We start from the raw sequence: 26,831 nt of genomic DNA, 5'->3' as shown, positions 1-26,831 counted from the left end.
CTATACGAAGAATTGGCGTGCAATGTCAATTTGCTCTTTTTTAACAAAGGCAGGAGCATGTCCAGTATTGGCGATCTCAACACTCTTCGCATGCGAATTGAATTGACACATTTCTTCAACCGTTTGCCTCGATAGCAAATCGGAGTCCGCGCCGCGCACAATCAAAATGGGGCACTCAATGCTCTGAAAACTTTGCCACATGGCCAACTCACCCGCTTGAGCCAAAGCTGGGGTCACCGAGGCAAATGGCACTGAAATGGCTGGGTCATAGTGCAAGATCCACTGCTGATCTTTCTGAATCAGCATGGGTCCATTGAGAAGCTCCCACTCGGCATCCGTGTGCTTGCCAAAGGGAGCGCAAATCGATTTGAGTTTATCCATCGCTACATCGCGATTCACATAAGAAAATGGTTTACCCACGTAGCTTGCTAACCGAATTAATGCCGCTGGCTCAATCCGCGGTCCGACATCATTCAGCAATAGTCGCTTGATGCCATTGCCAGGCATTGCCGCATACACCATACCAATTAAACCGCCCATCGAGGTTCCAAACCAATTGACTGAGTGAACACCTAATTTAGTGCTTAAGGTCTTCATATCGGTCACGTATTGCGGAACGGTATAGAACATCGGATTACTCAGAAAATCAGACTCACCACGGCCAACGATATCTGGACAAACTACGAAATGGCGATCGCATAAGGCCTCAGCCATTGCCCGAAAATCACTGCCACGTCGTGATAAGCCATGAACGCAATACAGCACACTCGGATTGCGAGGATCGCCCCAGCTATGAAAGACCATGCGATGGGAGCCGGCAGGACTTGAACATTCCACATAATCGGTATGCCCATGATGATCCCGATTGAGTAACGCAGTATGCCGAGCCTGCTCTACACTAACTGGCGTTGGCTCCAGCTCTTGTTTGCCAGCCTCTTCGGGTTGCAATGTAATGTGATCAATACCGTACGACTCACGCAACATGGTGGTTAGGTTTGCAAGAATCCGCGGCCACTGTTTGAACTGTTTAATCTCAACGTGGGCGATCAATGCGGGATGACCAGGACTCATCTCCCAGACATGCAAATCGTGGATCGCCATCACTCCCTCAATACGGGATAAATCTTCACCAACTTTCACATAGTCAATGTGCAGCGGTACACCTTCCATCAAGAAGTGGTACGACTCTTTTAGGATGGCAATTGTGGATTTGAGGATCAAGAGCGCTACAAAGATCGATAAGATGGGGTCGATCGGCATCCATCCCGTTAACTGAATCACAACCCCTGATACCAAAGCGGCGATCGATCCCAAGAGATCGCCCATGACGTGCACCAGTGCAGCACGGGTATTGACGCTCTTTTGATCGCGTGACAAGACCCAGGCAACAATGAGGTTCACCGCTAATCCGAGTGCGGCCACGATGGTCACGGTCATTCCTGATACTGGATGCGGATCCTGTATCCGACTCACGGCCTCAATCACAATCCAAATGACCAAACCTACCATCACAAGACTGTTCACAAAAGCAGCAAGTGCTTCGGCTCGACCAAAGCCAAAGGAATGCTTTGCTGATGGGGGGCGTCTGGCAATGTACTGCGCCAGAATAGCCAGACCAAGCGCCGCAGAGTCGGTCACCATATGCCCAGCATCGGACATCAGTGCCAAGGAACCAGAGATTAAGCCTGCAAAAAACTCAACAAATGCAAACCCAAGAGTGAAGAACATCGCAATCCATAGTAAGGATTGCTTGCGATCCGCTATCGCGTGGGCATGACTCGCATCCCCGCGTTTGTGAGCATGTAAATGTTCGGTCTTCAATGCACCGTACTAGTATCGATGGGAGCACCCGTCTTTGACTGAATTTCTTCCTTGGTCACGCCTGGCGCCAATTCCACTAACCTCAATCCTTTAGGCGTAATATCGAGTACACCCAAATCAGTGATGATGCGGTTAATCACTCCTAGTCCGGTTAATGGGAGAGTGCACTTTGGCAGAATTTTGATTTCTTCCGTGCCATCTTTTTTCTTGGCGACGTGCTCCATCAGCACCACGACATGCTTGACGCCGGCAACCAAGTCCATCGCGCCACCCATGCCCTTCACCATTTTTCCAGGGATCATCCAGTTGGCTAAATCACCGTGCTCACTCACCTGCATTGCGCCCAAGATCGCAATATTGATCTTGCCACCCCGAATCATCCCAAATGAATCAGCGGATGAAAAAATGGCTGATCCTGGTAAGGTCGTGACGGTTTGTTTACCCGCATTAATCATGTCGGCATCGACTTGTGCTTCGGTAGGAAAAGGACCAATCCCTAACAAACCGTTCTCAGACTGGAGCCAAACCTCCATTCCCTTAGGAACATGGTTGGCGACCAAGGTGGGCATCCCAATTCCTAAATTAACGTAGTCACCGTCGTGTAATTCTTTTGCAGCACGGGCTGCCATTTCATCGCGATTCCAAGGCATTGCAATTTCCTCTGTTTAATCTTTTCAAGTGAATGGTTACTGTGAGAGTGTGCGTTGCTCGATCCGTTTTTCAGGATGGGGATTGAGCACAATCCGATGGGCATAAATACCAGGGGTATGAATTTGATCCGGGATAAGCTCTCCGTTCTCCACAATCTCTTCAACTTCCACCACGGTGATTTTTCCTGCCATCGCCACCACTGGATTAAAGTTACGGGCAGTTAAGCGATATAGCAAATTACCTGCCTTGTCGGCTTTCCATGCTTTGACGAGCGAGACATCGGCAACCAATGAGCGCTCCAAGATGTACTGCTCGCCATCAAACTCACGAACATCTTTACCTTCAGCAACAATCGTTCCAACACCCGTTTTGGTATAAAACGCAGGAATACCGCAACCACCTGCGCGCAATTTTTCTGCGAGGGTACCTTGCGGAGTAAATTCCAGCTCGAGTTCACCAGCTAAATATTGGCGCTCAAACTCTTTATTTTCTCCAACATAGGATGAAATCATTTTTTTGACTTGCCGAGTGGCCAAGAGAATCCCTAAACCAAAATCATCGACGCCGGCATTGTTCGATATTGCAGTTAGGTTTTTAGTCCCTAACTCTTTGACTGCTGCAATCAGGGCTTCGGGGATGCCACATAAACCAAAACCACCAACCGCGATGGTCTGCCCATCTTTCATAATGTCCTCAAGAGCAGCGCGGGCATTGGGAAATATCTTATTCATTCGCCTAACTTTCTTTCACGTTCTTCAATCAATTCCTAACAAGCTCAAATGATAACCGCTCTGCATGACTGATTCGTGGCTCAAAAGCACTAAACTAGGGCTATGAATACCGAGGAATTACTTGCGCAATATGGCCCACGCGAGGCCATGGACTATGACCTCGTGATCGTCGGGGGTGGCCCTGCTGGCTTGTCCGCGGCAATCCATGCCAAACAAATTGCCCAGCGCGAGGGTCGCGAGATCTCCGTTTGTGTCCTAGAAAAGGGTTCTGAGGTCGGTGCTCATATTTTGTCAGGCGCCATCATGGATCCGCGCGCTCTCAATGAATTATTCCCAGATTGGCAATCAATGGGGGCTCCTCTCGAGACGCCAGTTAGCAAAGATGAATTCATTTTTCTGACCGAATCGAGCTCCTTCACAGTTCCCCACCTTCTGCTACCGAATTGTTTTAGTAATCGCGGTAATTACATATTGAGCTTAAGTAACTTCACTCGCTGGTTAGGCGGTCAAGCCGAGCAACTGGGTGTTGATATTTTTCCTGGGTTTGCTGCCGCTGAAATTTTGTTCAACGCCCAGGGTGCAGTCTGTGGGGTCGCCACTGGTAATTTGGGTATCCACAAGGATGGAAATGTTTCCGAGCAATTCCAACTCGGGATGGAATTACGAGCGAAGTACACCTTATTTGCAGAGGGCTCACGCGGTCATCTTGGTAAGCAACTCATCACCAAATACCGACTCGATCGTGAGTCCGATCCTCAGAGTTATGGCATTGGCATTAAAGAGCTCTGGGAAGTGACTCCGGAGAACCATCGCCCAGGTCTTGTAATTCATACCGCAGGTTGGCCATTGGACAGTCAAACCTATGGTGGATCATTTTTGTATCACTTTGGCGAGAACAAGGTTGCGGTGGGGATGGTCGTTGGTCTCTCTTATCGAAACCCTTACCTTAGCCCCTTTGATGAGTTCCAGCGCTATAAATTGCATCCTGCGATTCGACCAACTTTTGAAGGTGGTAAGCGCTTGGCCTATGGTGCGCGCGCCATTACCGCCGGTGGCCTAAATAGTTTGCCGCAAACCGTATTCCCTGGCGGCGCTCTGATTGGCTGCGATGCGGGCTACCTCAACGCCTCCCGTATTAAGGGCAGCCATGCAGCCATTAAATCCGGTATGTTGGCTGCTCAGGCAGCCATGTCTGCACTTTCAGAAAACCGAGCCAATGACATTCTCTCGGCCTACCCGAGTGCCTTTAAAAATAGCTGGCTTTATACCGAACTCAAACAGGCACGCAACTTTAAAGCGTGGATGTCCAAAGGTTTATATCTGGGTACCCTCATGGTTGGTATTGAACAAAAGGTGTTTGGTGGCAATATGCCGTGGACCATTCATCAGAAAAAAGCCGATTACGAATACCTCGAACCAGCTCGCTTGCATCAGGTGATTGAGTATCCAAAGCCCGATGGCAGGATTACTTTTGATCGACTCTCGTCGGTATTTATCTCCAATACCAATCATGAAGAGAATCAACCGGCGCATCTCACACTCAAAGATGAAAGCGTGCCTGTGGCCATTAATCTTGATATCTACGCGGGTCCTGAGCAACGGTATTGCCCTGCCGGTGTTTATGAGTACATCGAGGTAGAAGGTAAACCCAAATTACAAATTAATGCCCAAAATTGCGTGCATTGCAAAACCTGTGACATCAAAGATCCCACACAAAACATTGTGTGGGTCACCCCTGAAGGGGGCGGTGGTCCTAACTACTCAGGAATGTAAGGCTTTCGGATTGGTTTTCACTTGGGCGATTGCAACACCAGCTAAGGCGCACGCCACCGCTGCCATACCAAAGACTTGATTGGGGCCCCAATGATCCCAAATCCAACCTGCGCATAAGCCGCCTAGAGTGCCGCCAAAGCCATAGGCGACGGTTGTGAAAAGTGCTTGACCGCGAGCTTGCAAAGGCCCACTAAACCAACCCTGAATTAATTTGGTACTCGCACTGTGGTGCGCTGCGAAGGTGGCGGCATGCATTAACTGCGCCAGAATCAGTAGAGTGGTGGTCGCAAAGTAACCGATCAACACAAAGCGGATCACTGCAATCATGAATGTTGCTTGTAATACCCTCGTTGGGGAATATCGCGACATGACTTTACTTTGGAAGTAAAAGAAGATCACCTCTGCGGTCACACCCAATGTCCAGAAAAATCCAATCTCGGATTTGCTGTATCCCAAATCGGCAAGATAAAGGGAATAAAACACATACAGGGCTGCGTGACCAAAGATCATGGCAAAGGCCGAAACCAAAAACCAACGTACTTCTAAGCGTTGTAAGACGGCGCGCAGTTCTCCGCGTACTAAGGGGTGACGCTCAATCTTGGGCTCGCGTAGCAAAAAGGTATCAATCGCCAATGCAATCAATACGCCCAGACCCAACCATGGCAGGACCTCAATTCCCCACCATTGAAATACTTCGCCAGCGAGCAACACCATGGCAACAAAACCAATGGATCCCCATAAGCGCAGACGACCATAGCGATGATCAAACGAATTGTCTTTAAATAAAGCATGGACTGTTGCCGCTTCCCCGAGCGGAATCATGCTACTCAAAATAGTGTGCAGGATAAACATCCAGATTAAAAATGGGATGTAGTGCTCTAAATAGAAGATGACGCAAAAACACAAAACTGCCAGAACACCACAAAAACGCATAATGCCCACTCGGTTGGATAAATAATCGGAGAGCCAGCCCCAAGAAAAAGGGCCTAGGATACGAGTCACTTGCAACATCGACATCAACGCAGCAATCTCGATCGCACCAAATCCGAGCTCCGCAAAATACAAGCTTGCATAGGGCGACATGAGGCCAATGTAGGCGAAGTACAAAAAGAAAAAGGCCCCGAAGGCCCAACGCGAGGATGCTGTCATGAATCCTTAGCTGGTGCGCGCAGCCGGAATTGCGGGTGGTTGTACTGAAACATCGCCACACTGAGCCCGATGGCGCAAGGCGTGGTCCATGAGGACAAGGGCCAACATGGCCTCTGCAATTGGCGCCGCCCGAATGCCGACGCAGGGATCGTGACGCCCCTTGGTCTGAATCGTGGTTGACTTACCGTGCAAATCAATCGTCTGCTTCGGGCTCATGATGCTTGAAGTTGGTTTGATGGCGATCGCTACACGTATATCTTGGCCAGTACTAATACCACCCAACACACCGCCAGCATTATTTGTGGCAAAGCCGTCTGGGTGCATCTCATCGCCGTGAGCACTTCCCTTTTGGGCTACCACGCCAAATCCTTTTCCAATCTCGACGCCCTTCACCGCATTAATGCCCATCATCACATGCGCAATATCAGCATCTAACTTATCAAAAAGGGGTTCACCCAAACCGATGGGTACCTGGCGGGCCATCACCTCAATCTTGGCACCGCACGAGTCACCCGCTTTGCGCAGTTGATCCATGTACTCTTCAAGCTTCGTAATGATGCTGGCATTTGCGGCGAAGAATGGGTTTTGTGTAATGTATTGAGCATCCTCAAAAGGAATAGCTATCTCACCGAGTTGACTCATATGAGCAACGATCTCTGTTCCATAGTGCTCACGCAACCATTTTTTGGCAATCGCTGCAGCAGCAACCACGGGAGCAGTTAAACGCGCTGAGGAGCGTCCGCCACCGCGTGGATCACGAAACCCATATTTATAGTGATAGCTGTAATCAGCGTGGCCCGGACGAAAGGTTTGCAAGATCTCACTGTAATCTTGACTGCGTTGATCGGTATTGCGAATCAACAAAGCGATCGGGGTGCCAGTAGTTTTACCCTCGAAGACCCCAGATAAAATCTCGACCTTATCTTCTTCTTTACGTTGGGTCACATGGCGGGAGGTTCCGGGTTTGCGTCGATCCAGATCCACCTGAATATCGTCGACCGATAACTCCATCCCCGGCGGACAACCATCGACCACTGCACCAATCGCAGGACCATGCGACTCACCAAAGGTGGTTACCGTAAATAGAAGGCCTAAGGTATTTCCAGACATACCATCATTATGGCATTAGGCAGAGGCCAGTTCCGGTGGGCGGTTTTGCCGAATCGTTGGCAAATTGGCAACGATCACGGCGCCGGCAAGCGTAAGCCACCACGTGATGTAGATCCAAATTAACATGAGGGGTAGGATCGCAAAGGTGCCATAAACCGTTTTATAAAAGACGGTCTGGGTCATGAAGTAGGCAAAACCAAACTTGGTGATCTCGTAAGCGACGGCCACAAAAGCAGCACCAATAAACGCATCCCGCCAGCTTACAGGTGCGTAGGGCAAGATCCGATAGGCGAGAGCAAAAACAATTAAGGCTAATAGGCTGGGAATAATCGTGCTAATGAACTTAAATCCTGCCGATAAGGTGGGGAACCAGCCACTCGCTGAGCCCAGCAATACACTACTTAAGTAAATGCCAAGGCCCAAAAGTATGGGGCCGATGATGGTCGCTGCCAAATAAATTGCAAGTTTCTTGAGAAAAGGTCGGCGCTCGCTTACCCTCCAAATTTCATTGAAGGCACGCTCAATCACCACCATGGTCAAAATCGTTGTAATCAGAAGCCCTAACGAACCGACGATGGTTAATCCCTTTGCTTTAGCGGAGAACTGGTTGAGGTAAGTAAATACCTGTTGACTAATGCCGCCTGGGAAATAGTTCTTCAAAAGCCAAGCCTGAAAGGCATTACGCAAATCAACGACCGCAGGGAATTGACTCAGCAAGATGGATCCAATGGTCAGCATTGGCACCAAAGACAAAATGGTAGTAAACGACAAACTGGCCGATACCTGGCTTAAACGCAAATGTTGATTCCGCTGCCAGAGCGCTTTACCCATGGGCAACCAACGCTTGATCAGAAAAGATAATGGCATGACCGTATCATATGGGATCTATCTGAAATTCCAAAGAAAGTGCAGTCTATGGGTTCATCCGAGATTCTGGTGTTGTACTACTCCCGCCATGGTGCAACCGAGGCCCTCGCTCGTTTTATTGGGCAAGGGATTGAGAGCGTGGCTGGGGTTAGTGCGCGTTTGCGAACCGTACCTACGGTATCAACCGTTTGCGAAGCGAGCGAGCCGCCCGTTCCCAAAGATGGTCCTCCTTATGTAGAGTATTCCGATTTAGAGGAATGCATTGGCCTGGCTCTAGGATCACCCACACGCTTTGGCAATATGGCCGCACCCCTGAAATTTTTTCTCGACGGCAGTTCTTCACAATGGTTAAGTGGCGCACTGCAAGGGAAGCCCGCGTGTGTTTTTACCAGCACCGGTAGCTTACATGGTGGTCAAGAAACCACCCTGCTCTCGATGATGATCCCGCTTTTTCATCATGGCATGGTGGTGCTTGGTCTACCGTATAGCAACCCTGAGCTCATGAATACGACCACTGGCGGCACGCCCTATGGGGTATCGCATCTTGCGCATGCCGATGGTAGCGCGCCGATTAGTGCAGAAGAATCTCGCTTAGCCATTGCACAAGGTAAGCGTTTGGCTGAAGTCGCTTTACGTCTTCATGGTGGCAAATAAATCATGCTCAGTGGATTGCTGAAAAAAGATAAGTATGTGCTGATTGCCAGTGCCGCAATCGTTGATTTAATCGTGTTGTGTGTGGCTTGGGAATGGTTAATTGCACCGCTTCGGCCTGGTGGTTCTTGGTTAATCCTAAAGGCAGTGCCTTTGATCATCATGCTGCCAGGTGTCTGGCGCGCGAATGTGTACACCATGCAATGGAGTAGTATGGCGATCCTCATCTACACCACCGAAGCATTAACGCGCATCACCGAGTCGGGTTGGAATGTGTGGATGGCCATTCTCGAACTGATTCTATCTGTCACTGTTTTTGTTGCCTTACTGATGTATCTCAAGCCGATCAAAGCAGCGGCTAAGGCGAAAGCAAAAGACGAATCCAAGCACTAGAATGGTTTCATGAATCACTCTGAATTTATTTCGCATTGTCAGTCGATTATTGGAAATGCTTATGTATTGGTCGAACCTAATGATCAAGCACCTTATCTCAGCGATTGGCGCAATCGCTATCACGGTAAAGCGCTAGCCGTTTTACTGCCCAAAACAACCCAAGAGGTTGCCAAGATTGTGAAGGCTTGCGATCAAGCGTTAATCTCCATCGTTCCGCAAGGCGGCAATACCAGCATGTGTGGGGCCGCAACGCCCAATGACTCGGGCCAGCAGATTGTTCTTAATCTTAAGCGCATGAATGCTATTCGCGAGATTAATCCGAGCAACCAAACCATGGTGATGGAGTCCGGTTGTATTTTGCAAACCCTTCAGGAGGCCGCTAAAGCGCAAGGATTTCTGTTTCCACTCAGCCTAGGTGCTCAGGGGAGCTGTCAAATTGGTGGGAATCTAGCCACCAATGCCGGCGGCACCAATGTTCTTCGTTATGGCAATGCCCGTGAACTGTGTTTAGGTCTTGAGGTCGTTACTGCGCAGGGTGAAATCCTCCATGGCCTACGTAGCTTACGGAAAGACAATACCGGCTTTGATCTGCGGGATTTATATATTGGCTCCGAGGGGTGTCTTGGCATTATTACTGCAGCGGTCATGAAGTTGTATCCCTTGCCTCAGACCCAATGGACTGCTTTAGTAGCAGTACCCAATATTCCAGCAACGATTGAATTACTGAGTCTTTTTCAAAAGCGTACTGCTGCCTTACTCACTGGCTTTGAAATGATGTCAAAGGATTCGTTAGACCTGACTGCTAAACAGTTTCCTCATATGAAAAATCCCTTGGCCAATGATCCCCTTTATACGGTCTTAGTTGAACTATCCGATCATGAAGGTGAAGAGCATGCGCGTAATTTAATGGAACAGGTGCTTGAGACTGCGTTTGAAGCGGGTATTGCAAGTGATGCCGTGATTGCGAGCAATCTCTCTCAGACCCAATCGTTTTGGACCATGCGCGAGCACATCACCATGGCGCAAGCGCAAGAAGGCGCCAATCTAAAACACGATATCTCTCTGCCAATCTCAGAGCTAGACACCTTTATCACCGAGACCGATCAATTGATTCGGGATCAATTTGCTGGGGTCCGCATCATTAACTTTGGGCATTTGGGCGATGGCAATTTGCATTACAACATTGCGCCGCCACTTGGAGTCAATGCCAGTGAATTCAATCGCGCTCATGAGGAAGCGATTCATGATGTGGTCTATTCCCAGGTCGAGAAATACCACGGCTCCATCTCTGCTGAACATGGTATTGGGCAACTCAAACTCCCTGACCTTGAAGCGCATCGCGGATCGGTGGCACACCAACTCATGCGCTCCATTAAATCTGCCTTAGACCCCAAGAACATCATGAACCCAGGTAAGGTATTACCGTGAAACGCCTACTGCTGGTTCTCTGGGGATTTTTCTGCATCTCTTCAGTTGCCAATGCGAATTTACTCTCTGAACTGCAGTCTGGCTCAACGCTGATTGTGATGCGTCATGCCGATGCCCCTGGAATTGGTGATCCATCTGGGTATCGACTGGGCGATTGCTCGACCCAGCGTAATCTTGGGGAGTATGGTCGTCAGCAAGCCAAAGAGATTGGTGTTTGGTTGAGTCAGCAAGGAATTCGGGAGGCCCGCATGTTCAGCAGCCCTTGGTGTCGCTGCCTCGATACGGCGGTTTTGCTGAATAAAGGTCCAGTGACATCGGAGCGCTCGCTCGGTTCCTTCTTTAACGAAATGAGTGAGAGCGGTAAGCAGACTCGAGAGCTGGAGGCATTTGTGCGGCAGCAACTATCTAAGCCAAATAAGTTACCGCTGATTTTGGTGACCCATCAGGTCAATACCTATGCATATACTGGTATGTCGATTGGCGTAGGTCAAATGCTTCTTGTGAAAGTGAATGCGCAAGGCAAAGCCATCAGTAGTCGCGCGCTTAACTAATTGGGTTTGGGTAGTTCTTCGCAATAAAGAAGGCGCGGTCGACGTTCACCTTCCACACAATACCATCACCCACTTGCCCGGTCTGACAGGCCTGAACTAATCGATCCATGATGGCATCGGCCACTTCGTCACTGCAAACGATCTCAATCCGAACCTTTGCCGAGTAATCGGTGAGTTCGTCCTTAATCGTAGTCTTTTCAACGCGCGAGGGTGCGCTACAACCCTCCACCTTGGTTACCGTCATGCCCGGAAAGCCTGGGGTATCCATGAGTGCGGATCGCACCATGGGTAATTTATTAGGACGAATCACTGCCTTAATCTCGATCACGCTTCAACCTTTTTCTCTTCAAACCAACCGTACAAGACGGGTAACACTAATAATGTTAAGCCGGTTGAAGTAATTAAACCTGAAATAACCACAATGGCAAGAGGTCTTGTAACCTCAGATCCGGGGCCTCCAGAAAATAGCATGGGGATCAAGGCCAACATCGCTACCGAGGCAGTCATCATCACTGGTCTAAAGCGGTGGGCGCAACCGTCAATTAAGGCTTCATGCAGTGGCATGCCGTCGTCGCGCAGCTGTTTGATAAAGGAAATTAATACCACGCCATTTAATACTGCAATTCCCCAGAGATTGATAAAGCCGACCGCAGCGGGTACCGATAAATACTCGCCAGTAATAAATAAACCGAAGATGCCACCAATCGATGCGAATGGTAAAACCAAAATAATCAAGCCAGCCAAACGAATGGATTGGAATAGCATAAAGAGTAAAAAGAAAATCGCTGCAATCGTTAGCGGAATAATGATCATGAGGCGCGCCATCGCACGTTCCATGTTCTCAAACTGACCACCCCACACTAAGGTATAACCCTCGGGCAACTTCACATCCTGTGCAATTTTCTTTTGGGCTTCGTCCACAAAACCACCCAAATCACGGCCCTGAACGTTCACACCAATCACTAAACGACGTTTACCCGACTCGCGTGAGATTTGTGGTGGTCCATCGAGTAACTCGATCTTTGCCAGATCCTTCATCATCACCTGGGCACCATTGGGCGATAACAGAATAATGTTCTCAATGGCGTCGATCTTGTCGCGGTACGGGGCTGGATAGCGCAAAACCATGGGGAAGCGGCGCTCGCCCTCGTAAACCGTTGAGGCCTGTTTACCGCCGATTGCAGTTTCGATGACGTCGTTGACATCAGCCACATTGATGCCGTAACGTGCAATCGCATCGCGATCAATCTTGATATTGAGATAGTTCTGGCCTGAGGCTTGCTCGATCCGCAGATCAGTACTGCCCTTCATGCGCGATAAGATTTGACTAATCTGAGTACCCAGTTTAATGAGAGTCTCGATATCGTCACCAAAGATCTTGATCGCGACCTGTGAACGCACGCCCGAGACCATTTCATCGACCCGCGCAGCAATGGGTTGAGAAATGACTAACTCCACACCAGGTAAGGTCTTTAATTTATCGCGGATTTGATTGGCAATCTCTTCTTGGCTTAAATCGCGATCACCTAAGGGTTTTAAAGTTACGATCGGATCGGACTCAAATGGCTGGCCAGGGTCCGCCGGGGATTCACCGCGCCCTAAACGGGATACTGCCATCTCAACACCGGGAATGGTCATGATTCGCTTTAAGGCCTCAAACTCGAGTTTGATCGACTCATCCAGTGCAATATTGGCAGAACGCACAATCACCGGCGTGATTGAGCCTTCTTGCATCACTGGGATAAACGATTTCCCTAAGAAGATAAAGAGAACGACGCTTGCACCCAAAGTGATCAAAGCTCGTTTCACCACTAAACGAGGATTCTTTAAACACCAATCGAGCATAAAGTTATAGGGTTTGCGTAATCGAGCAACAATTTTTGTATCGTCCTCACTACCACCTTTTAGAATGTAGGAGCATAGAACAGGAGACAGTACAAACGATAGGATCAGTGAGATGGTGAGCGCAATCGCAATGGTGATCGCCATAGGCGCAAACATCTTGCCTTCCATTCCCTCAAGTGCGAGCAAGGGCATAAACACCAAAATGATGATGCCCACACCAAAAAGCACGGGCTTACCAACTTCGGTGGCTGCCTCCAAGATAATTCGGTTTCGAGATTCGCCCATTTTTAGGCGCGCACCCAATTTAGCAAAGGTATTTTCAACTACCACCACGGATCCATCGACCATGATGCCGATTGCAATTGCAAGACCCCCCAAAGACATCAAGTTGGCCGAGATGCCATAGCGATTCATCACAAAAAATGTGAGTAGCGGAGTCAAGATCAGGGTAGCGACCACAATGATGGATGACCGAACATCACCCAAGAATAAGAAGAGCAGCACAATCACCAAAATGATGCCCTCAACCAAGACCTTAGCGACGTTGAACATCGCAGCGTTTACAAGATCAGTCCGATCGTAGAACGGTACGATTTGTAAGCCCTCGGGCAGTAATTTGCGCTCGTTAATTTCGGCAACCTTGGTCTTAATGCGGTTGACCACTTCTCGGGCATTGGCGCCACGATTCATTTGAATGATGCCGGCTACACCCTCGGTTATACCATTTTTAATAATCGCCCCTTGCCGAATCTCATTACCAATCATGACCTCGGCAACGTTACGCACATACACTGGAGTGCCCTTCACCTCCTTCAGAATAATCTTGCTAATGTCCTCTGGCTTTGCCACCAGACCTACCCCGCGGATCAAATAACGCTCTGCATAGGTCGGTAATTGACCGCCACCCGAATTAGCATTGTTCCGAGCCAGCGCCACATACACATCCTGCAAAGTAATGCCGTAGTGACGCAAACGCTCCGGATTAACTAAGACTTGATACTCTTTAGCAAAACCACCTTGCGTATTGATCTCCGCAACACCCGGAATTGAGCGAAGCATGGGACGTACAACCCAATCCTGAATCGTTCGACGCTCTTGCAATTCATCCTCGGTGAGCGGACGATCTCGATCAGACGGATGCTCTAAGGTGTACTGATACACCTCACCCAATCCAGTGGTCGGGGGCGCCAAGACGGGGGTGATCCCATCGGGCATACGAGAGGCAACTTCAATCAAACGCTCAAGAACGAGTTGGCGCGCGAAATAGATACTGGTTTTCTCTGTAAATACCAGGGTCACAATGGATATGCCGTTGCGATTGAGTGAGCGCATTTCCACAAGCCCTGGTAAGCCGGTCATCCCCAACTCAATCGGAATGGTGACAAAGCGCTCAACCTCTTCTGGTGATTTACCGGGAGCCTCGGTGGCGATTTGCACCTGAATATTTGTGACGTCCGGAAAGGCATCGACCGATAAGCGCTTGGTGGCAAAGAGGCCTACAAAGAACAGGCAAACGCAGATCACCACCACCAATAGGCGTTGTTGAAGGGCAAACCGGACAATGCGCTCAATCATATTGAATCGCCTTAACCACCACCACTAAGCTGACGCTTGCGCTCGGCATTTAAATGAAACGCGCCTTCAATGGCAATCTCCTCGCCCTCTTTGAGGCCAGATAGGATCGCGCGCATGCCTTTACCCTCAGGGCCGGCCTTGACAGCTACCATTCGGTAGCGATCATCGTCGCTACGAATAAATACGTAATCTTGATTATCTTCACGAATCACTGCAGAACTTGGCACCACAAGTCGCTCAACCGGTTCACTATCAATCAACATCGTGGCTAGCATTCCTGGACGAATCTGCCCGGTTGTGTTTGAAATGTCCATCCGCACAACCACAGTTCGGGTTTGTGGATTAACGATCGCATCCACGTGCGAGATTACGCCTTCGATCACGCGATTACGTAAAGCAGGAATAATCACCGAGGATTTTTGCCCCTTTTGTAGCAATGATGAATTTCCCTCCGGAACTTCAGCAACTGCCCATAGAGTATTGAGGTCTGCAATTGTAAAAAGCGATTCAGCTGGCTGAACCACTTGTCCGCGATTAATTTTGCGCTCCACAATTTGGCCAGGAATCGTGGCAATCACGTTATTAATGGATTCAATGACACCGCTTTTGGCAAGACGATCAATACTTTTCTGATCCATACCCTGGACACGCAATTGATCATTGGCTGCTCGCAACTCGGCTTTTGCAGTCATTGCTTCGGCTTCACGGCGCTGTAACTCTGCAAGTGCAATCACATCTTCTTTATAGAGAATGCGCGCACGATTGGCCGCTTGTTCCGCGAGCTGACTTGCGGTTCGCGCTTTTAAGTAAGCGAGCTGTGACTGAGTGAGTTCGGTTGAAGTAATCTTGGCCAAAACTTCTCCTTGAGTCACTTCTTGACCGGGCACACCCAATATTTCGGATACGCGACCTGTCACATTAGCCCCAATGCGGGCTAAGAACCGTTCATTGAAATCAATGCGGCCAGAGACCCTCAACTCCTCAACAAATGGGGCTAATTTGACCTGCCCATTCTTAATTAATTTACTGAGGTCATCATTCACATAAACGATACTTGGATCTTGAATTAAGCGAGGGGTCGGCTTGGAATCAAATACATCAAAGTAATAAAGGGTTAACAAAACAACACCTACCCAAGGCAAAATAAAGAATCCAGACTTGACCCAAGCTGGACTAGCGTCATACTTTTGCAAAACCACTGGAGCTTTTTGATTTACAAACTCGCGAATCTGGCCGTAGCCTTGCTTTTGCCAATCCCGTATTGCATGAATGGCAGAAGTGGTTTGCTCCAAAATTAGGGCACGCCCCTTCTGAATTTGATCTGCTAATTTTTTTCTGAATTTAGGTTCAGCGCTCATTATTTTTTACCTTCAATCATGGCTACCCACTCAGGAGAAGCACTCAAACGTTCAATTTCATTCACAATCGATGCCAACTCGAAGCGAGCTCGAATCAAATCATTTCGTGCAGCCCGAAACGTACGCTGAGCATCCAAAAACTCCAACATGCCACGCTCACCAAAGCGATAGGAGGTCTCGGCAATCTTGCGAGCACTAGCAGCAAGTTGCACGACCCGCTCATCCAAGGTTTTGACCTGAAAGCGGGTGATTTCATAGAGTTTGTAGGCCGACTCCAACTGAGTCTCGAGGTTTTGCATTTGCGCATTCAATTGATTGCGGGCTTTTGAGGCATTCGCTTCGGCTTCGGTAATTTGACCCTGACGAAAATCCCAAATTGGAATGCTGACCACTAAACCGTATAGGCGATCGGTAAAGTTAGGGTCGTTATATTGTTGAGCCTTGATTGCCAGTTGCGGTAAGCGTGAGTTTTGTTCAAAACTCAGACGTGATTCACTTGCCTCCACCTCCGCCTTAGCACGCTTTAACTCCGGGCTTTGATGACGAAGGTTATCAAGCAAAACCTTAAGCTCGGGTAAAGTTGGAATAGATGCAACCTTAGCTTGGATCTCGAAGTTTGCGGGCAGATTAAAGCCAACAACTTTTCGCAATTGACTGCGGGCCTGTTCAATTCGTAATTTGTTTCCTTGGGCAACGATCTCAGCATTGAGAAACTCGGTTTGCGCACGAATGAGCTCAAAGCGTGCGGTCTCCCCGACGTCATACCGTAACTGCATCCGATCGCGGATTTGCTTAGTGAGATCAAGGTCTTCATCGGCAGCGCGTGATTCGGCTTCGCGGCGCACAAGCTCATAAAAACTTTGGCGTACGCGAGCAATAGTTTCAACTTCAAACGCGACCCGATTTGCCTCTGCTGCGCGCATGCTCGCCTCGGCCGCATTGACGCGTGGAAAACGGGTATATGGCATGTCGAGTGGCTGGGTGACAACCCATTGCGAGAGGTTGCCAGTACTTAAACCACCCGAGGTTCCGCGTTGCTGACCCGTATTGACCTCAAACTCAGGATTTGGAATTGCCCGCGCACTTCGCAATTGACCGCCGATTGCGCGCGTCTGATCACGCGCGGCCATCACCTGTGGATTGCTTTCCAATGCCAGTTGGATTAGTTGATCCAGTGTAAAGATCGTTTTGTTCGATTGCGTTTGTGCCCAAACAGGTAGACCGATACTTGCCCAAATCAGAGCAACATACGATAGTCGACGAATCACATTTATAAAGGAGTCCACAGTTTTCCAATACTAAAAACTGGTCTGGCCAAGGACTGATTCCCCTCACGCACCGGGTCAGCTCTTCACGGCTTTCCGGAATGTCGATGCGCAAGACCTATTGCTAGGCAGGCTACTCCCCAAAATCGATGATTGGATTTGACCATAGATTACGAATTAGTGATTTCCCTAATAAATTTAGGTCTATTCCGGTGGCCCATATACAGCGGTGCGTTGCACTTTTCAGATCCTAGGTTACAAAAATGAGAAAATAACAACTCATGAGCACGATTATTGATCCCGCCATCCTGTTTTTTATCTTTGGCGTGTTTGCAGGATTGGTTCGTTCCAACCTCGAGATCCCGCAACCCATCACCCGCTTTTTGTCTCTTTACCTTTTAATGGCTCTGGGACTAAAAGGTGGGTTCGCTTTGCACCAATCTGGACTAACCTTTGCTATTACCACCAGTTTAGGAATTGCGATTGCCCTTGCCTGCATTATTCCGCTCGTTAGTTATTACTTTTTAAAGACCAAACTCAATGCCTTGGATTCCGCAGCAATTGCAGCGACGTATGGATCCGTTAGTGCGGTCACCTTCATTACTGCCACCCAATACCTTAATCATGTTCAGATTGAGTATGGTGGTCATATGGCCGCTGCGATGGCACTCATGGAATCCCCGGCCATTATTTTGGCAATCTTCCTCGCCAATCGTGCGAAATCCTCGGTGTCGCAATCCAAGCAACCCATGAAAGTGGGCAAACTACTGCACGAGTCATTTACCGATGGTGCACAGTTATTGCTTCTCGGTGCCATGTTGATTGGCATCATTTCAGGTCCGGATGGACAAAAAGTAATGGCGCCGTTCTCGGTGGATTTGTTCAAAGGCATGCTGGCATTCTTTTTACTGGATATGGGTTTAATGAGTGCAAAGAGTTTTGTGGATCTCAAGGGCAAACCCAGACGTTTGATTGTGTACGCTTTTATCGCACCGCTTTGTCACTCGCTCTTTGCGTTATTGCTCTGCTACCTCTTCAAGGTGGAATTGGGCAATACGATTCTATTGATGGTGTTAGCCGCTAGCGCGTCTTACATCGCGGTTCCAGCGGTATTACGGCACGCCTTACCCGAGGTGAGTCCCGCTTTATATATGGGTATGTCCTTAGGTATTACCTTTCCTCTTAATTTAATCATCGGAATCCCTCTTTACACTCAGATTGCCAAATTAGTGATGGGGTAGCCTCCCCAAGGATGAATAATTTACTCAGGTAATCACTCATTTTGATGGGGCTGGGTAAATATTCGCTAAACTGAATATATCAATGGGGGTATTCAATGGCTGCTCGTTCACGTCGTCAGGCACTCAAATGGATCGCTGGAGCCAGCGCAATCATGCTTGCCCCGCAAGCCATGCAGTTTGCGAGTGCGGCCGAGGATTTTTTTAAAGGGCCGCCAGTCAAGGATATTCCTGCAAAGCAAATTAGTAAGCATGTATGGCTGATTTATTCGCCCGATGGTTTTCCAACACCTGAAAATCGTGGCATGATGGCCAATGTCACCTTTGTGGTCACGAGCAAAGGCGTGGTTATTTTAGATACCGGTGCCTCCTTGCAAATTGGTGAAATGGCAATCCGGATGATCAAGAAGGTAACCGATAAGCCGGTGATTGCGATTTTTAATTCGCATTACCATGGCGATCATTTTTTAGGTAATCAGGCGTTTATTGAGACCTACAGTAAGGTCATGCCCATTTATGCCCATCCTTACTCCATTAAACAGATCAAAGGCATTGAAGGCAATGCATGGCGCAATTTAATGGAGCGCTGGACCAATCAAGCAACTGCAGGCACCAAAGTAATTCCACCAACCCATGACGCAAATCACGGTGATGTATTTCATTTTGGTGATGTGCGCATTAAGGTGCATCACCATGGCACTGCGCATACACCGGGCGATATTTGCATGCAGGTCATTGAAGACAAGGTGACCTATGTTGGTGATATTGCCATGGGTAATCGCATCGCCAATATTGATGATGGATCGTATGTGGGCACATTTAAGGCCTATAAGAATTTACAAGCCACTGAGGGGGACCAACTTTGGGTCCCGGGTCATGGGGAGCCGAGCAAACAGCTCCTCAATGAATACGGTGAGTTCTTAGCAGGCATTTACGATACCTGCGTCAAAGCCGTAAAAGATGGTCAAGATCTAAGCGTCGCCAAATCATTGGTACTCAAGGACCCACGGGTTAGCAAACGAGCCAAAACGATGCAAGGCTTTGACGGCAACATTGGTAAATACACAAGCCTTGCCTATTTAGAAGCGGAGAAAGAAGCTTTCTAGGGAATATTAGCTTTATGGCAAATAGCCCGTTCAAAAGAAAACGAAGTAAGCTTAACGGCAATCGAATACAGCCACTAGCAAATTATCGCCCTTGCGATACACGGCACGCTTGCCGTACTGTTGGCAGTAAGCATTCGCTTTATCGGTAAGCTGCGAAAGTGACTCGTCTGCGCTATTCAAAAACGTGACATGGTTAGCATCTGATGCATCGGTAAACACAGCTGCACAGCCATGAAGTAGTATTAAAGCAGCTGCTAGGATGAGTCTTTCCTGGATAAACTTTATAAGTTGATTCATGATCAAATATTAGACATGGTAATTTACCATCCAGTTTAATCGGATTGATTTCGCGAGCTGCTCAGCTTGTTTGGCAATCGCACTTGCCGCAATCACGTCCCCTAAGCTTCCCATAGTCGCTGGCCCAATCATCCAAAGGCTTTGATAGGCTCTGCCGTTTTGATCAAGAACGGCAAGCTGTGAATCGATTTCGATCGAATGTTTAAGTGCATCAGGGTTTGCAATGGTATGCGTCATTTGATCAAGCAGTGGGTCACGTGCCACACCAGTGCAATTAATTAGGTGTTGACCGCGGACTACCTCACCCTCACTTAGGGTTACATGAATCGCTCCATCCCGCACCGCAATTTGATTAGCACGACCACAGCGAAACTCGATTTGTTGCAGATCACGCAATTGATGGTATGCCGCAATGGTTTGTGGTGAAGCCCGGAATCGATAGAGGTTCCAAAGCCATCCAAAGCGTTTTATCAAAATACGACGTTGGTGCGGATTAAACCCCTGCCAAATGAGATTGAGATCGGGTCGTAACTCCTCCCACGCGCATTGCCATTCCGATTGATCGCTTGGGGTATTGGGGAGATAGTGGCGCATAAAGCGCACCAATCGAGCTGGATTCATCGGATTTGGCCATTCTGGTTCCTTAGTTCGAGTCCATGACGCCTGGGAAGGTGGAAAAATGGCTCGAGGAGAAATCACGAAGACTTTACCTTCATGACCCTGTTCCACTAAACCATTGATGGCATCGAGCGCCGTCAATCCGCCACCAAGCAAAAGAACAGAGTCCTTTGCTGGTATTCGATGAATATAATCTCCAAGCCACGGGTTCTCAGTCAAGGTGAGATGGTTTGAGGTCTCTTCCACACGCTGTGTGCAGGGCCAGGTCGGGGTGGCATTACCAGTTGCCAAAATAATTGCTTTTGCAACGATGCGTTCACCGGTGTTAAGCTCGACCCGCCACTGGCCTTCAGACCCAGTGATGCGCTGTGCCTCGCCTTGAATCTGATTGATGGCTCTCCCACTAAGTTGATGATGAACCAATTGACTCATGTATGCCCCAAAATCGCTGCGTCGATAGAAATAACCGGCGCTTGTTTTGGCTTGGGGGTCATTAATGTGCTCTTTAGCCCACCTCGCAAAATGCAATGGATCCTCAGAGAAGATTATCGGGAGATCCTCACGCACATTGAGCCGAAATGCAGGACTGACGCAGTCATAGGCATTACCCCGCCCTAGAGTACGTTTACCAAGAATCGAAATGGATTGTGAATCAATCCCTTGACGTAGCAGATGAACCAAGGCGACAGCGGCTGAAAAACCGTCACCAATAATCAGTAAGTCCTTAATAGTCAATTTCTATACTTTATCAATTGAATCTATACAGTATAGAGATTACCTCCTTTACGAGACCGTAACCAGGCATAAAAGACCGGTAAGACAAACAGGGTCAGAATCGTTGCGGTGATCATACCGCCCACAATGACTAATGCTAAGGGTCGTTGAGCCTCCGATCCAATCGCGTGCGATAAGGCTGCGGGGAGTAAACCTAGGCCAGACAACAAAGCCGTCATAAGAACCGGGCGCACCCGTAAGCTCGCCCCTTCAACCATCGCATCCTTCATCTGCGATTCGTCCTCTGAGCTTACTTTATTAATAAAGGAAATTAAAATCACGCCATCCAACACTGCGATTCCAAAAAGGGATAAGAATCCAAAGAGCGCTGAAATACTTAAGGTCTCACCCGCTAAGTGAAGGGCGACGATGCCGCCAATGGCCGCAAAGGGGACATTAATTAAGACAATCGAGGCATCGCGGATATTACCGAACACGCTCAATAGCAAGAAGAAAATTCCTAAAAGCGCAAGGGGCACAATAATCATGAGGCGACGCTGAGCCTCTTTCATCTGATTAAACTGACCATCCCAGGCAATCGAATAATTCGGTGGTAAGTGCAAGGATTTTTCTACAAGAAACTTAGCATCTTCCACAGCTCCGCCCAAATCGCGTCCGCGCACGCTAAATTTAATTGCAATATAGCGCTTACCATATTCGCGATAAATGAAAAATGGTCCGTCACCCACTTTTACCTTCGCAACCATCGATAACGGTATACGGCCGCCACCCGGAACATCGATAAGAAGCGACGCAATGTCCGAAATATCATTTCGCCGATCCTCCTGAAGACGAATTGCAATTCCAAAACTTTTTTCGTCCTCTAAAAGCTGCGTAATCGGAGTACCGCCAATCGCATTTGCAACCAAGGTCTGTATTTCATCCATCTCGATGTTGTAACGCGCAGCACGCTCGCGATCAATTTCGATATTTAAGGTAGGTTGACCGAGTTCTTTTAGGATACCCTCATCCGCAATACCCCGAACTTTTTTGAGGAGTTTTAAGACTTCGTGGGCTTTTTCATCGAGCACTTCAAGATCAGGACCGTAAATCTTGATGGAGTTCTCCCCCTTTACACCGGATAAGGCCTCATTCACATTGTCTTGAATATATTGCGAGAAGCTATAACTCAGTCCAGGTATTTTTTTTAGCTCCTCTTCGAGATTAGCAATCAAAAGTTTTTTACTGCTATCGCTGGGCATTTTTTCTGGCGGCTTAAGGTATAAGCCATATTCTTGATTAAATACCCCGGTTGGATCAGTTCCATCATCGGGTCGACCAATCTGCACAGCGACCTTTTCAATTTCAGGCTGTTTACGGAATAGTTCCCTAAGTTCATTACTAATTTTTACGGAGTAATCTAAATCAACCGTATTGGGTAATGTGACTCGTAGCCAGATATTATTTTCTTCGAGTGTTGGTAAGAAGGCGGTTCCTAAACGCGTAGTACTTAAGAGTGCAAGCCCTAAAATGAATACCGAAATAGCAGCGATGGTTCGTGGTTGATCCATCCAGCGTCGTAGTAGTGGTCGATACCAGGTCAGTAATGACGTAATAAACCGAGGCGGTTGATGATGAAAGGTTTCGCCAAAAATTAACGACATCATGGCTGGTAAGAAAGTAAGGCTCAGAATCATTGCGGCGATCAAGGCAAAACCCATGGTGAATGCCATTGGTTTAAAAATGATTCCCTCTACACCACCCATTAGAAACAGCGGGGAATACGCCACAATAATGATGCAAACTGAATAAATCATTGCGCGCTGTACTTCACTAATTGCCACCACAATGCTTTGATTGAGGCGCTTTTTACCGTCTTCTAAATGTCGCATCACATTTTCAGTGACGATCACTGCAGCATCCACAATCACACCAAAATCGATTGCTCCAAGGGATATCAAATTAGCAGGCACATCAAATAGGTCCATCTGGATGAAAGAAAAACACAATGCCAGTGGTATTACAGCGGCTACAACTGCTGCCGCTCGAAAGTTACCTAGAAATACATAGAGCACCACTAAGACGAGGGAAATACCAAAAAATAATGTGTGTTTGACTGTACCAACCGTAATATCGAGTAAGTTTTGTCGATCATAAAATGGCTTGATTTCAATGCCTGGTGGTAGCACATGGTTGTTAATGTGATTAATCTTTTCTCGAACCCTGCCTAATACTTCAGTAGCATTTTCACCACGTCGCAAGAAGATGATGCCTTCCACTTCATCGGGCTTATCGTCAAACTGGAATACACCTAACCGTGGAGCATGACTAATTTTGACTTCTGCAATATCCCCAATGCGGATTGGAATGCCATTATTTGTGGCAACAACAACTTGTTTAATATCCTGAATATTTTTTAGTAATCCAACTCCACGCACTACGAACTGTTGCTCACCACTCGGTAATAGCCCTCCCCCCGTATTTGCATTTGAGGTTGATAAGGCAGTCACTAATTGTGAAAGCGTTACGCCTTTTGCCTGCATTTTTTCAGGCAAGATCACTACCTGATATTGCCTTACTTTGCCTCCAAAAGAGGATACTTCTGCAACACCCGGAGTTTGTTTTAACTCTTTATAGATTTCGTAGTTCTGAAGTGTTTTTCGTCGTGTTGAGTCGGCATATTCTGAAACCACCTGATAACGCATAATTTCCCCGGTGGCATCCGAATCAGGACTGATGCTAGATATCACCCCCGAAGGAAAATCAACCTTCGATAAATTTGCAATAAAGGTTTGACGCGCCTTAAACGGATCGGTTTGATTATTAAACTTGAGCGTGACAACTGATAAACCAAAGAGCGATACCGAACGAAAAGTCTGCACACCCGGAATCCCTGCCAAGGCATTCTCTACTGGAATGGTGATTTGTTGCTCCACTTCCGTAGTGCCTCGTCCTGGCCACTGTGAAATTGCCTGAATGGTTAGGGGTGCTACGCCTGGGTACGGCTGGATAGGTAAGGATCGAAGTGCAAATACGCCAAGGATGAGAAGCAAAACACAACTTGCCAACACAATAATGCGTTTATGGATGACTCCCCGAACAAATGAACTAATAAGGCTCACAGACTACTCCTGCTTAGTAAATCGTTCGTTAAGGAGTACAGCGCCTTTTACTAATAACTCGGTATTTGGCTCAACACCTTCGGTAATGGCAAACCGCTTTCCATCAAAATCAAAGCCTTTGACCATGATGCGGCGATAGTTCTCAGGGGATGTCCGTATAAATGCGTATATGGTTTCTTTATCTCGAACAATTGCAGTTTGTGGGACCACAATCGCCTGCATAGAACCAATTTGTAATTTGCCATTGGCATACATATCTGGACGTAAATTACCGTCTGTATTTTCGATATCAGCTCGGATTAGAATTCCTCGCGATTGTGCGTCTACGGTGGGCGAAACATAATTCACCTTGGCAACAATCTCTCGATCTGGGTAGGCTTCAAGGTAAATGCGAATGCGTTGGCCCAACTCAATCCGACGTGCATCTTGCTCAAAAACATTGCCACTAAACCAGAGTGCTTTGGGGTCTGCCAAGAACATTAATGGATCACCGCCATTCACTACTGCACCTGGTTCCACGTTTCGTCGAACAACCACACCTTTTAGCGGGGATCGCATTAACAGATTGGGGCTTGATTTACCGGATTTCTCAAGCGCTTTAATATCCGAATCGGCATAACCCAAATTACGCAATCGGTTAAACGCTGCTTCCTGGGTAATTCTTGCATCGGCTAGTAGATTGGTGAGCGAATTCGATTCCTTCAGGATCTTGACAGTTTGATAGGTCAATAAAAATTCTTGCTGTGCAGAATTAAACTCTGGGCTATAAAGCTCAATGATCGGGCTACCGATATCAATCGCAGCCCCTTCAAAGGTAAAAATTCGCTCTACTCTTCCTGGCACTCGCGCACTTAGTATCTTGCCTTTTTCAGCATTAAAAACCAATCGTCCGGGAACCTTAATTTCTTGGGGAACGTTTTGAAAGCTTGCTTTCTCAAACTGATAAATTTGGGGGTTTAGAGCTATTCCGGGCATCGATAAAGAAATCATTCCTGATTTTTCAACAACGATTTCTTTATCTTGTTGCTCGGTTTTAATTACTCGATGAACCGTAGTCAAGCGTCCAGCAACAAAGCCAAGCACTAAGATACCAAACGCAAATGAGGCCAAACGGATTCGATATCGTTTTTCTGGCGATAATTGCCAATACGCATCAGCGATTCGCTGTAATCGATCCTGAAGGTTGCGAATAAATTCTTCTAACAATTGGATTACTTTGGGATTAAAGTGGTGTTTCATGTTGATTCCTAAAATGGCTCTCGACCTGCAGCAACCATTAATATGGCGTAGGCCTGCAAAAGATCACTTTCGGCAATAGTGAGTTGGTTTTGGATGCTTCGGAGCTGATTTTGGGCAGTTAGCAAATCATTGAAACCCTGCCCATTATTTGAATACTGAGTCAAGGCAACCTTATAGGCTGCATCCGCTTGTGGCAATTGACTATCGCGAATAAATTGCATTCGATTCTTAGTTTGCTCAAATACCGTATAAGCATTTGCTACCCCTAAGATAATTTGCTGACGATTGGAAATGTTGGTAGCCTCTACCGAAGCTTGCTTACGAATAGCCTGCTCCACCCCGTACTTCTCTTTCATAAAAAAATACAGGGGAATGACGATATCGAACTCAAATTGATAATAAAGTGCGCCGTTATTTGAAGCGAATGGACCTCGAGGTGTGTAAGAAGATCCAATGACCTGGAAATCAGGTAGGTATGCTTTTTTAGCTAGACTCACTCCTTTTCGAGCGGCATCTACATCGAGCTGAGAGCTGCGCAACAGCGGGTGACTTGTTTCTGCGTAATTTTCTAACTCAATTAGGGTGGGTACTGAACGAATAGCCTGCTGTACGTTTCCAGATAAAGCAATTTTTTCTCTCGGGTCGCGACCAATTAATTGATTGATACTTCGATAAGCAAGTTGTACCTGCTTCTCCAAATTAAATTGATCTGCTAGAGCGGCGCTCTGAGCCACTTGAGCATTTAGAAACTCAACATATGCTGCTGAATTATTTGCATAGCGAGAACGCGATACGTTTTTGATTAATTCAAACCGCGTCACCATTTCTTTAGACACCTGCAACTGCTTTTGAGCTGATAAAGCGTTGTAATAGAGAGTAGAAAGCTGAGCGCCAAGCTGAAGGTAGTTCGATTCACTTTGAGCGAGTAGCGACTCCGCTGAAGTGTCTGCAATTTCTGAAGCAAGGCTTTTTTTACCAGGAAACTGAAATGGCTGAGCAATTGAGATTGAGTTATTTGCACTTCCAGCATTACCCGCATTACCCAAGCCCAAGGGAGAATTTGGCGGAATACCAGACCAAACAAGCCCTAATTGTGGATTAGCAGGCGCTGCGATTTGGGGAGCAACTGCTTTGGCTGATAAATAGCTCTCTCGTAGAGCAGTTAACTGTGGGTTGTTGAGTTTTAGCTCATTCCACAGTTGCCGCAAATCCATCTCCCGCGGAGGAGTTTGCGCAACAGCCTGCCCAATCGACGAGCAAACGATTAGTAAACAAAAAAACGATCTAACAAAAAACAAGTAACGATCCCCGAGCAAGGGTTAAGTTGAT

General features: G+C 47.7%; 22 protein-coding genes. 7 read left to right on the top strand and 15 right to left on the bottom strand.

The features are described from left to right. Genes QUE65_RS10370 through QUE65_RS04095 form a run of 3 tightly spaced genes read right to left on the bottom strand, consistent with a single transcriptional unit; the run spans nt 1 to nt 3,203 of the window. Nucleotides 1–1,821, bottom strand: coding sequence for an alpha/beta fold hydrolase (locus QUE65_RS10370; RefSeq protein WP_353506671.1), 1,821 nt, complete (start codon nt 1,819–1,821; stop codon nt 1–3). Further along, the gene (locus QUE65_RS04100; RefSeq protein WP_286282088.1) at nt 1,818–2,471 is read right to left on the bottom strand and encodes a CoA transferase subunit B; all 654 of its coding nucleotides are present in this window, start codon (nt 2,469–2,471) and stop codon (nt 1,818–1,820) included. The genes QUE65_RS10370 and QUE65_RS04100 overlap by 4 nt, the downstream gene beginning before the upstream one ends. 36 nt (nt 2,472–2,507) lie before the next feature. Further along, complete coding sequence (locus tag QUE65_RS04095; RefSeq protein WP_215372159.1) at nt 2,508–3,203, bottom strand: CoA transferase subunit A; 696 nt, start codon at nt 3,201–3,203, stop codon at nt 2,508–2,510. A 102-nt stretch (nt 3,204–3,305) separates the two neighbouring features. On the opposite strand from QUE65_RS04095, the gene QUE65_RS04090 reads away from it, so the two are divergent. Continuing rightward, complete coding sequence (locus QUE65_RS04090) at nt 3,306–4,976, top strand: electron transfer flavoprotein-ubiquinone oxidoreductase (protein WP_286282086.1); 1,671 nt, start codon at nt 3,306–3,308, stop codon at nt 4,974–4,976. Here QUE65_RS04090 and QUE65_RS04085 read toward each other — a convergent pair. Genes QUE65_RS04085 through QUE65_RS04075 form a run of 3 tightly spaced genes read right to left on the bottom strand, consistent with a single transcriptional unit; the run spans nt 4,965 to nt 8,102 of the window. After that, entirely contained in the window at nt 4,965–6,125 is a 1,161-nt protein-coding gene (locus tag QUE65_RS04085; protein ID WP_286282085.1) for an MFS transporter, read from the bottom strand. The two genes, QUE65_RS04090 and QUE65_RS04085, sit on opposite strands and share 12 nt — an antisense overlap. A gap of 6 nt (nt 6,126–6,131) precedes the next feature. Further along, complete coding sequence (gene aroC, locus QUE65_RS04080; protein WP_286282083.1) at nt 6,132–7,235, bottom strand: chorismate synthase; 1,104 nt, start codon at nt 7,233–7,235, stop codon at nt 6,132–6,134. 15 nt (nt 7,236–7,250) lie between these two features. Further along, nucleotides 7,251–8,102 carry a YihY family inner membrane protein gene (locus QUE65_RS04075; RefSeq protein ID WP_286282082.1) on the bottom strand — a complete coding sequence of 284 codons (852 nt, stop codon included), beginning with the start codon at nt 8,100–8,102 and terminating at the stop codon, nt 7,251–7,253. A 48-nt stretch (nt 8,103–8,150) separates the two neighbouring features. Between QUE65_RS04075 and wrbA the strand changes: the two genes are divergently transcribed. Genes wrbA through QUE65_RS04055 form a run of 4 tightly spaced genes read left to right on the top strand, consistent with a single transcriptional unit; the run spans nt 8,151 to nt 11,125 of the window. Next, entirely contained in the window at nt 8,151–8,756 is a 606-nt protein-coding gene (gene wrbA, locus QUE65_RS04070; protein ID WP_286282081.1) for an NAD(P)H:quinone oxidoreductase, read from the top strand. A gap of 3 nt (nt 8,757–8,759) precedes the next feature. Next, nucleotides 8,760–9,146, top strand: a complete 387-nt coding sequence (locus QUE65_RS04065) for a DUF2069 domain-containing protein (protein WP_286282080.1) — start codon at nt 8,760–8,762, stop codon at nt 9,144–9,146. Nucleotides 9,147–9,155: 9 nt separating this feature from the next. Further along, nucleotides 9,156–10,574: an FAD-binding oxidoreductase gene (locus QUE65_RS04060; protein ID WP_286282077.1), complete on the top strand. Its 1,419-nt coding sequence runs from the start codon at nt 9,156–9,158 to the stop codon at nt 10,572–10,574. Further along, entirely contained in the window at nt 10,571–11,125 is a 555-nt protein-coding gene (locus QUE65_RS04055; protein ID WP_286282076.1) for a histidine phosphatase family protein, read from the top strand. Before QUE65_RS04060 ends, QUE65_RS04055 begins: the two co-directional genes overlap by 4 nt. Here the strand turns inward: QUE65_RS04055 and QUE65_RS04050 are convergent. Genes QUE65_RS04050 through QUE65_RS04035 form a run of 4 tightly spaced genes read right to left on the bottom strand, consistent with a single transcriptional unit; the run spans nt 11,118 to nt 17,189 of the window. Then, the gene (locus QUE65_RS04050) at nt 11,118–11,453 is read right to left on the bottom strand and encodes a P-II family nitrogen regulator (protein WP_215372144.1); all 336 of its coding nucleotides are present in this window, start codon (nt 11,451–11,453) and stop codon (nt 11,118–11,120) included. The genes QUE65_RS04055 and QUE65_RS04050 overlap by 8 nt on opposite strands. After that, nucleotides 11,450–14,545 (bottom strand): efflux RND transporter permease subunit, encoded by a 3,096-nt coding sequence (locus QUE65_RS04045; protein ID WP_286282073.1) that lies wholly within the window; start codon nt 14,543–14,545, stop codon nt 11,450–11,452. The genes QUE65_RS04050 and QUE65_RS04045 overlap by 4 nt, the downstream gene beginning before the upstream one ends. Before the next feature lie 11 nt (nt 14,546–14,556). Next, the gene (locus tag QUE65_RS04040; protein WP_286282072.1) at nt 14,557–15,903 is read right to left on the bottom strand and encodes an efflux RND transporter periplasmic adaptor subunit; all 1,347 of its coding nucleotides are present in this window, start codon (nt 15,901–15,903) and stop codon (nt 14,557–14,559) included. After that, nucleotides 15,903–17,189 (bottom strand): TolC family protein, encoded by a 1,287-nt coding sequence (locus QUE65_RS04035; protein ID WP_286282071.1) that lies wholly within the window; start codon nt 17,187–17,189, stop codon nt 15,903–15,905. The genes QUE65_RS04040 and QUE65_RS04035 overlap by 1 nt, the downstream gene beginning before the upstream one ends. A 260-nt stretch (nt 17,190–17,449) precedes the next feature. On the opposite strand from QUE65_RS04035, the gene QUE65_RS04030 reads away from it, so the two are divergent. After that, the gene (locus QUE65_RS04030; protein WP_286282069.1) at nt 17,450–18,409 is read left to right on the top strand and encodes a sodium-dependent bicarbonate transport family permease; all 960 of its coding nucleotides are present in this window, start codon (nt 17,450–17,452) and stop codon (nt 18,407–18,409) included. A gap of 95 nt (nt 18,410–18,504) precedes the next feature. Further along, on the top strand, nt 18,505–19,512 hold the full coding sequence (locus QUE65_RS04025) for an MBL fold metallo-hydrolase (RefSeq protein ID WP_286282068.1): 1,008 nt from the start codon (nt 18,505–18,507) through the stop codon (nt 19,510–19,512). A gap of 51 nt (nt 19,513–19,563) precedes the next feature. Here the strand turns inward: QUE65_RS04025 and QUE65_RS04020 are convergent, their stop codons facing one another. The 5 genes from QUE65_RS04020 to QUE65_RS04000 are packed head-to-tail and all read right to left on the bottom strand — an operon-like array spanning nt 19,564 to nt 26,800. After that, nucleotides 19,564–19,809, bottom strand: coding sequence for a hypothetical protein (locus QUE65_RS04020; RefSeq protein ID WP_286282067.1), 246 nt, complete (start codon nt 19,807–19,809; stop codon nt 19,564–19,566). Nucleotides 19,810–19,818: 9 nt separating this feature from the next. Next, the gene (locus QUE65_RS04015) at nt 19,819–21,162 is read right to left on the bottom strand and encodes an FAD/NAD(P)-binding protein (RefSeq protein ID WP_286282065.1); all 1,344 of its coding nucleotides are present in this window, start codon (nt 21,160–21,162) and stop codon (nt 19,819–19,821) included. A 23-nt stretch (nt 21,163–21,185) separates the two neighbouring features. Next, nucleotides 21,186–24,263, bottom strand: coding sequence for an efflux RND transporter permease subunit (locus tag QUE65_RS04010; RefSeq protein ID WP_286282064.1), 3,078 nt, complete (start codon nt 24,261–24,263; stop codon nt 21,186–21,188). 3 nt (nt 24,264–24,266) lie between these two features. After that, nucleotides 24,267–25,502 carry an efflux RND transporter periplasmic adaptor subunit gene (locus QUE65_RS04005; RefSeq protein ID WP_286282063.1) on the bottom strand — a complete coding sequence of 412 codons (1,236 nt, stop codon included), beginning with the start codon at nt 25,500–25,502 and terminating at the stop codon, nt 24,267–24,269. Between the two features lie 8 nt (nt 25,503–25,510). Beyond that, nucleotides 25,511–26,800: a TolC family protein gene (locus tag QUE65_RS04000; RefSeq protein WP_286282062.1), complete on the bottom strand. Its 1,290-nt coding sequence runs from the start codon at nt 26,798–26,800 to the stop codon at nt 25,511–25,513. Nucleotides 26,801–26,831: the final 31 nt, after the last annotated feature.

Origin of the sequence: Polynucleobacter sp. HIN8, from assembly GCF_030297615.1 — a bacterium.
Taxonomy (GTDB): Bacteria; Pseudomonadota; Gammaproteobacteria; order Burkholderiales; family Burkholderiaceae; genus Polynucleobacter.
The sequence above is the reverse complement of the archived record's forward strand: the minus strand, read 5'-3'. Positions and strand labels throughout refer to the sequence as shown.

What these genes read in the sequence shown, in the direction of transcription:
- QUE65_RS04005 (WP_286282063.1), bottom strand. Translation starts at nt 25,502, where the DNA reads ATGAAACACCACTTTAATCCCAAAGTAATCCAATTGTTAGAAGAATTT.
- QUE65_RS04085 (WP_286282085.1), bottom strand. Translation starts at nt 6,125, where the DNA reads ATGACAGCATCCTCGCGTTGGGCCTTCGGGGCCTTTTTCTTTTTGTAC.
- QUE65_RS04025 (WP_286282068.1), top strand. Translation starts at nt 18,505, where the DNA reads ATGGCTGCTCGTTCACGTCGTCAGGCACTCAAATGGATCGCTGGAGCC.
- QUE65_RS04020 (WP_286282067.1), bottom strand. Translation starts at nt 19,809, where the DNA reads ATGAATCAACTTATAAAGTTTATCCAGGAAAGACTCATCCTAGCAGCT.
- QUE65_RS04045 (WP_286282073.1), bottom strand. Translation starts at nt 14,545, where the DNA reads ATGATTGAGCGCATTGTCCGGTTTGCCCTTCAACAACGCCTATTGGTG.
- QUE65_RS04065 (WP_286282080.1), top strand. Translation starts at nt 8,760, where the DNA reads ATGCTCAGTGGATTGCTGAAAAAAGATAAGTATGTGCTGATTGCCAGT.
- QUE65_RS04075 (WP_286282082.1), bottom strand. Translation starts at nt 8,102, where the DNA reads ATGCCATTATCTTTTCTGATCAAGCGTTGGTTGCCCATGGGTAAAGCG.
- QUE65_RS04040 (WP_286282072.1), bottom strand. Translation starts at nt 15,903, where the DNA reads ATGAGCGCTGAACCTAAATTCAGAAAAAAATTAGCAGATCAAATTCAG.
- wrbA (WP_286282081.1), top strand. Translation starts at nt 8,151, where the DNA reads ATGGGTTCATCCGAGATTCTGGTGTTGTACTACTCCCGCCATGGTGCA.
- aroC (WP_286282083.1), bottom strand. Translation starts at nt 7,235, where the DNA reads ATGTCTGGAAATACCTTAGGCCTTCTATTTACGGTAACCACCTTTGGT.
- QUE65_RS04060 (WP_286282077.1), top strand. Translation starts at nt 9,156, where the DNA reads ATGAATCACTCTGAATTTATTTCGCATTGTCAGTCGATTATTGGAAAT.
- QUE65_RS04095 (WP_215372159.1), bottom strand. Translation starts at nt 3,203, where the DNA reads ATGAATAAGATATTTCCCAATGCCCGCGCTGCTCTTGAGGACATTATG.
- QUE65_RS04090 (WP_286282086.1), top strand. Translation starts at nt 3,306, where the DNA reads ATGAATACCGAGGAATTACTTGCGCAATATGGCCCACGCGAGGCCATG.
- QUE65_RS04030 (WP_286282069.1), top strand. Translation starts at nt 17,450, where the DNA reads ATGAGCACGATTATTGATCCCGCCATCCTGTTTTTTATCTTTGGCGTG.
- QUE65_RS04100 (WP_286282088.1), bottom strand. Translation starts at nt 2,471, where the DNA reads ATGCCTTGGAATCGCGATGAAATGGCAGCCCGTGCTGCAAAAGAATTA.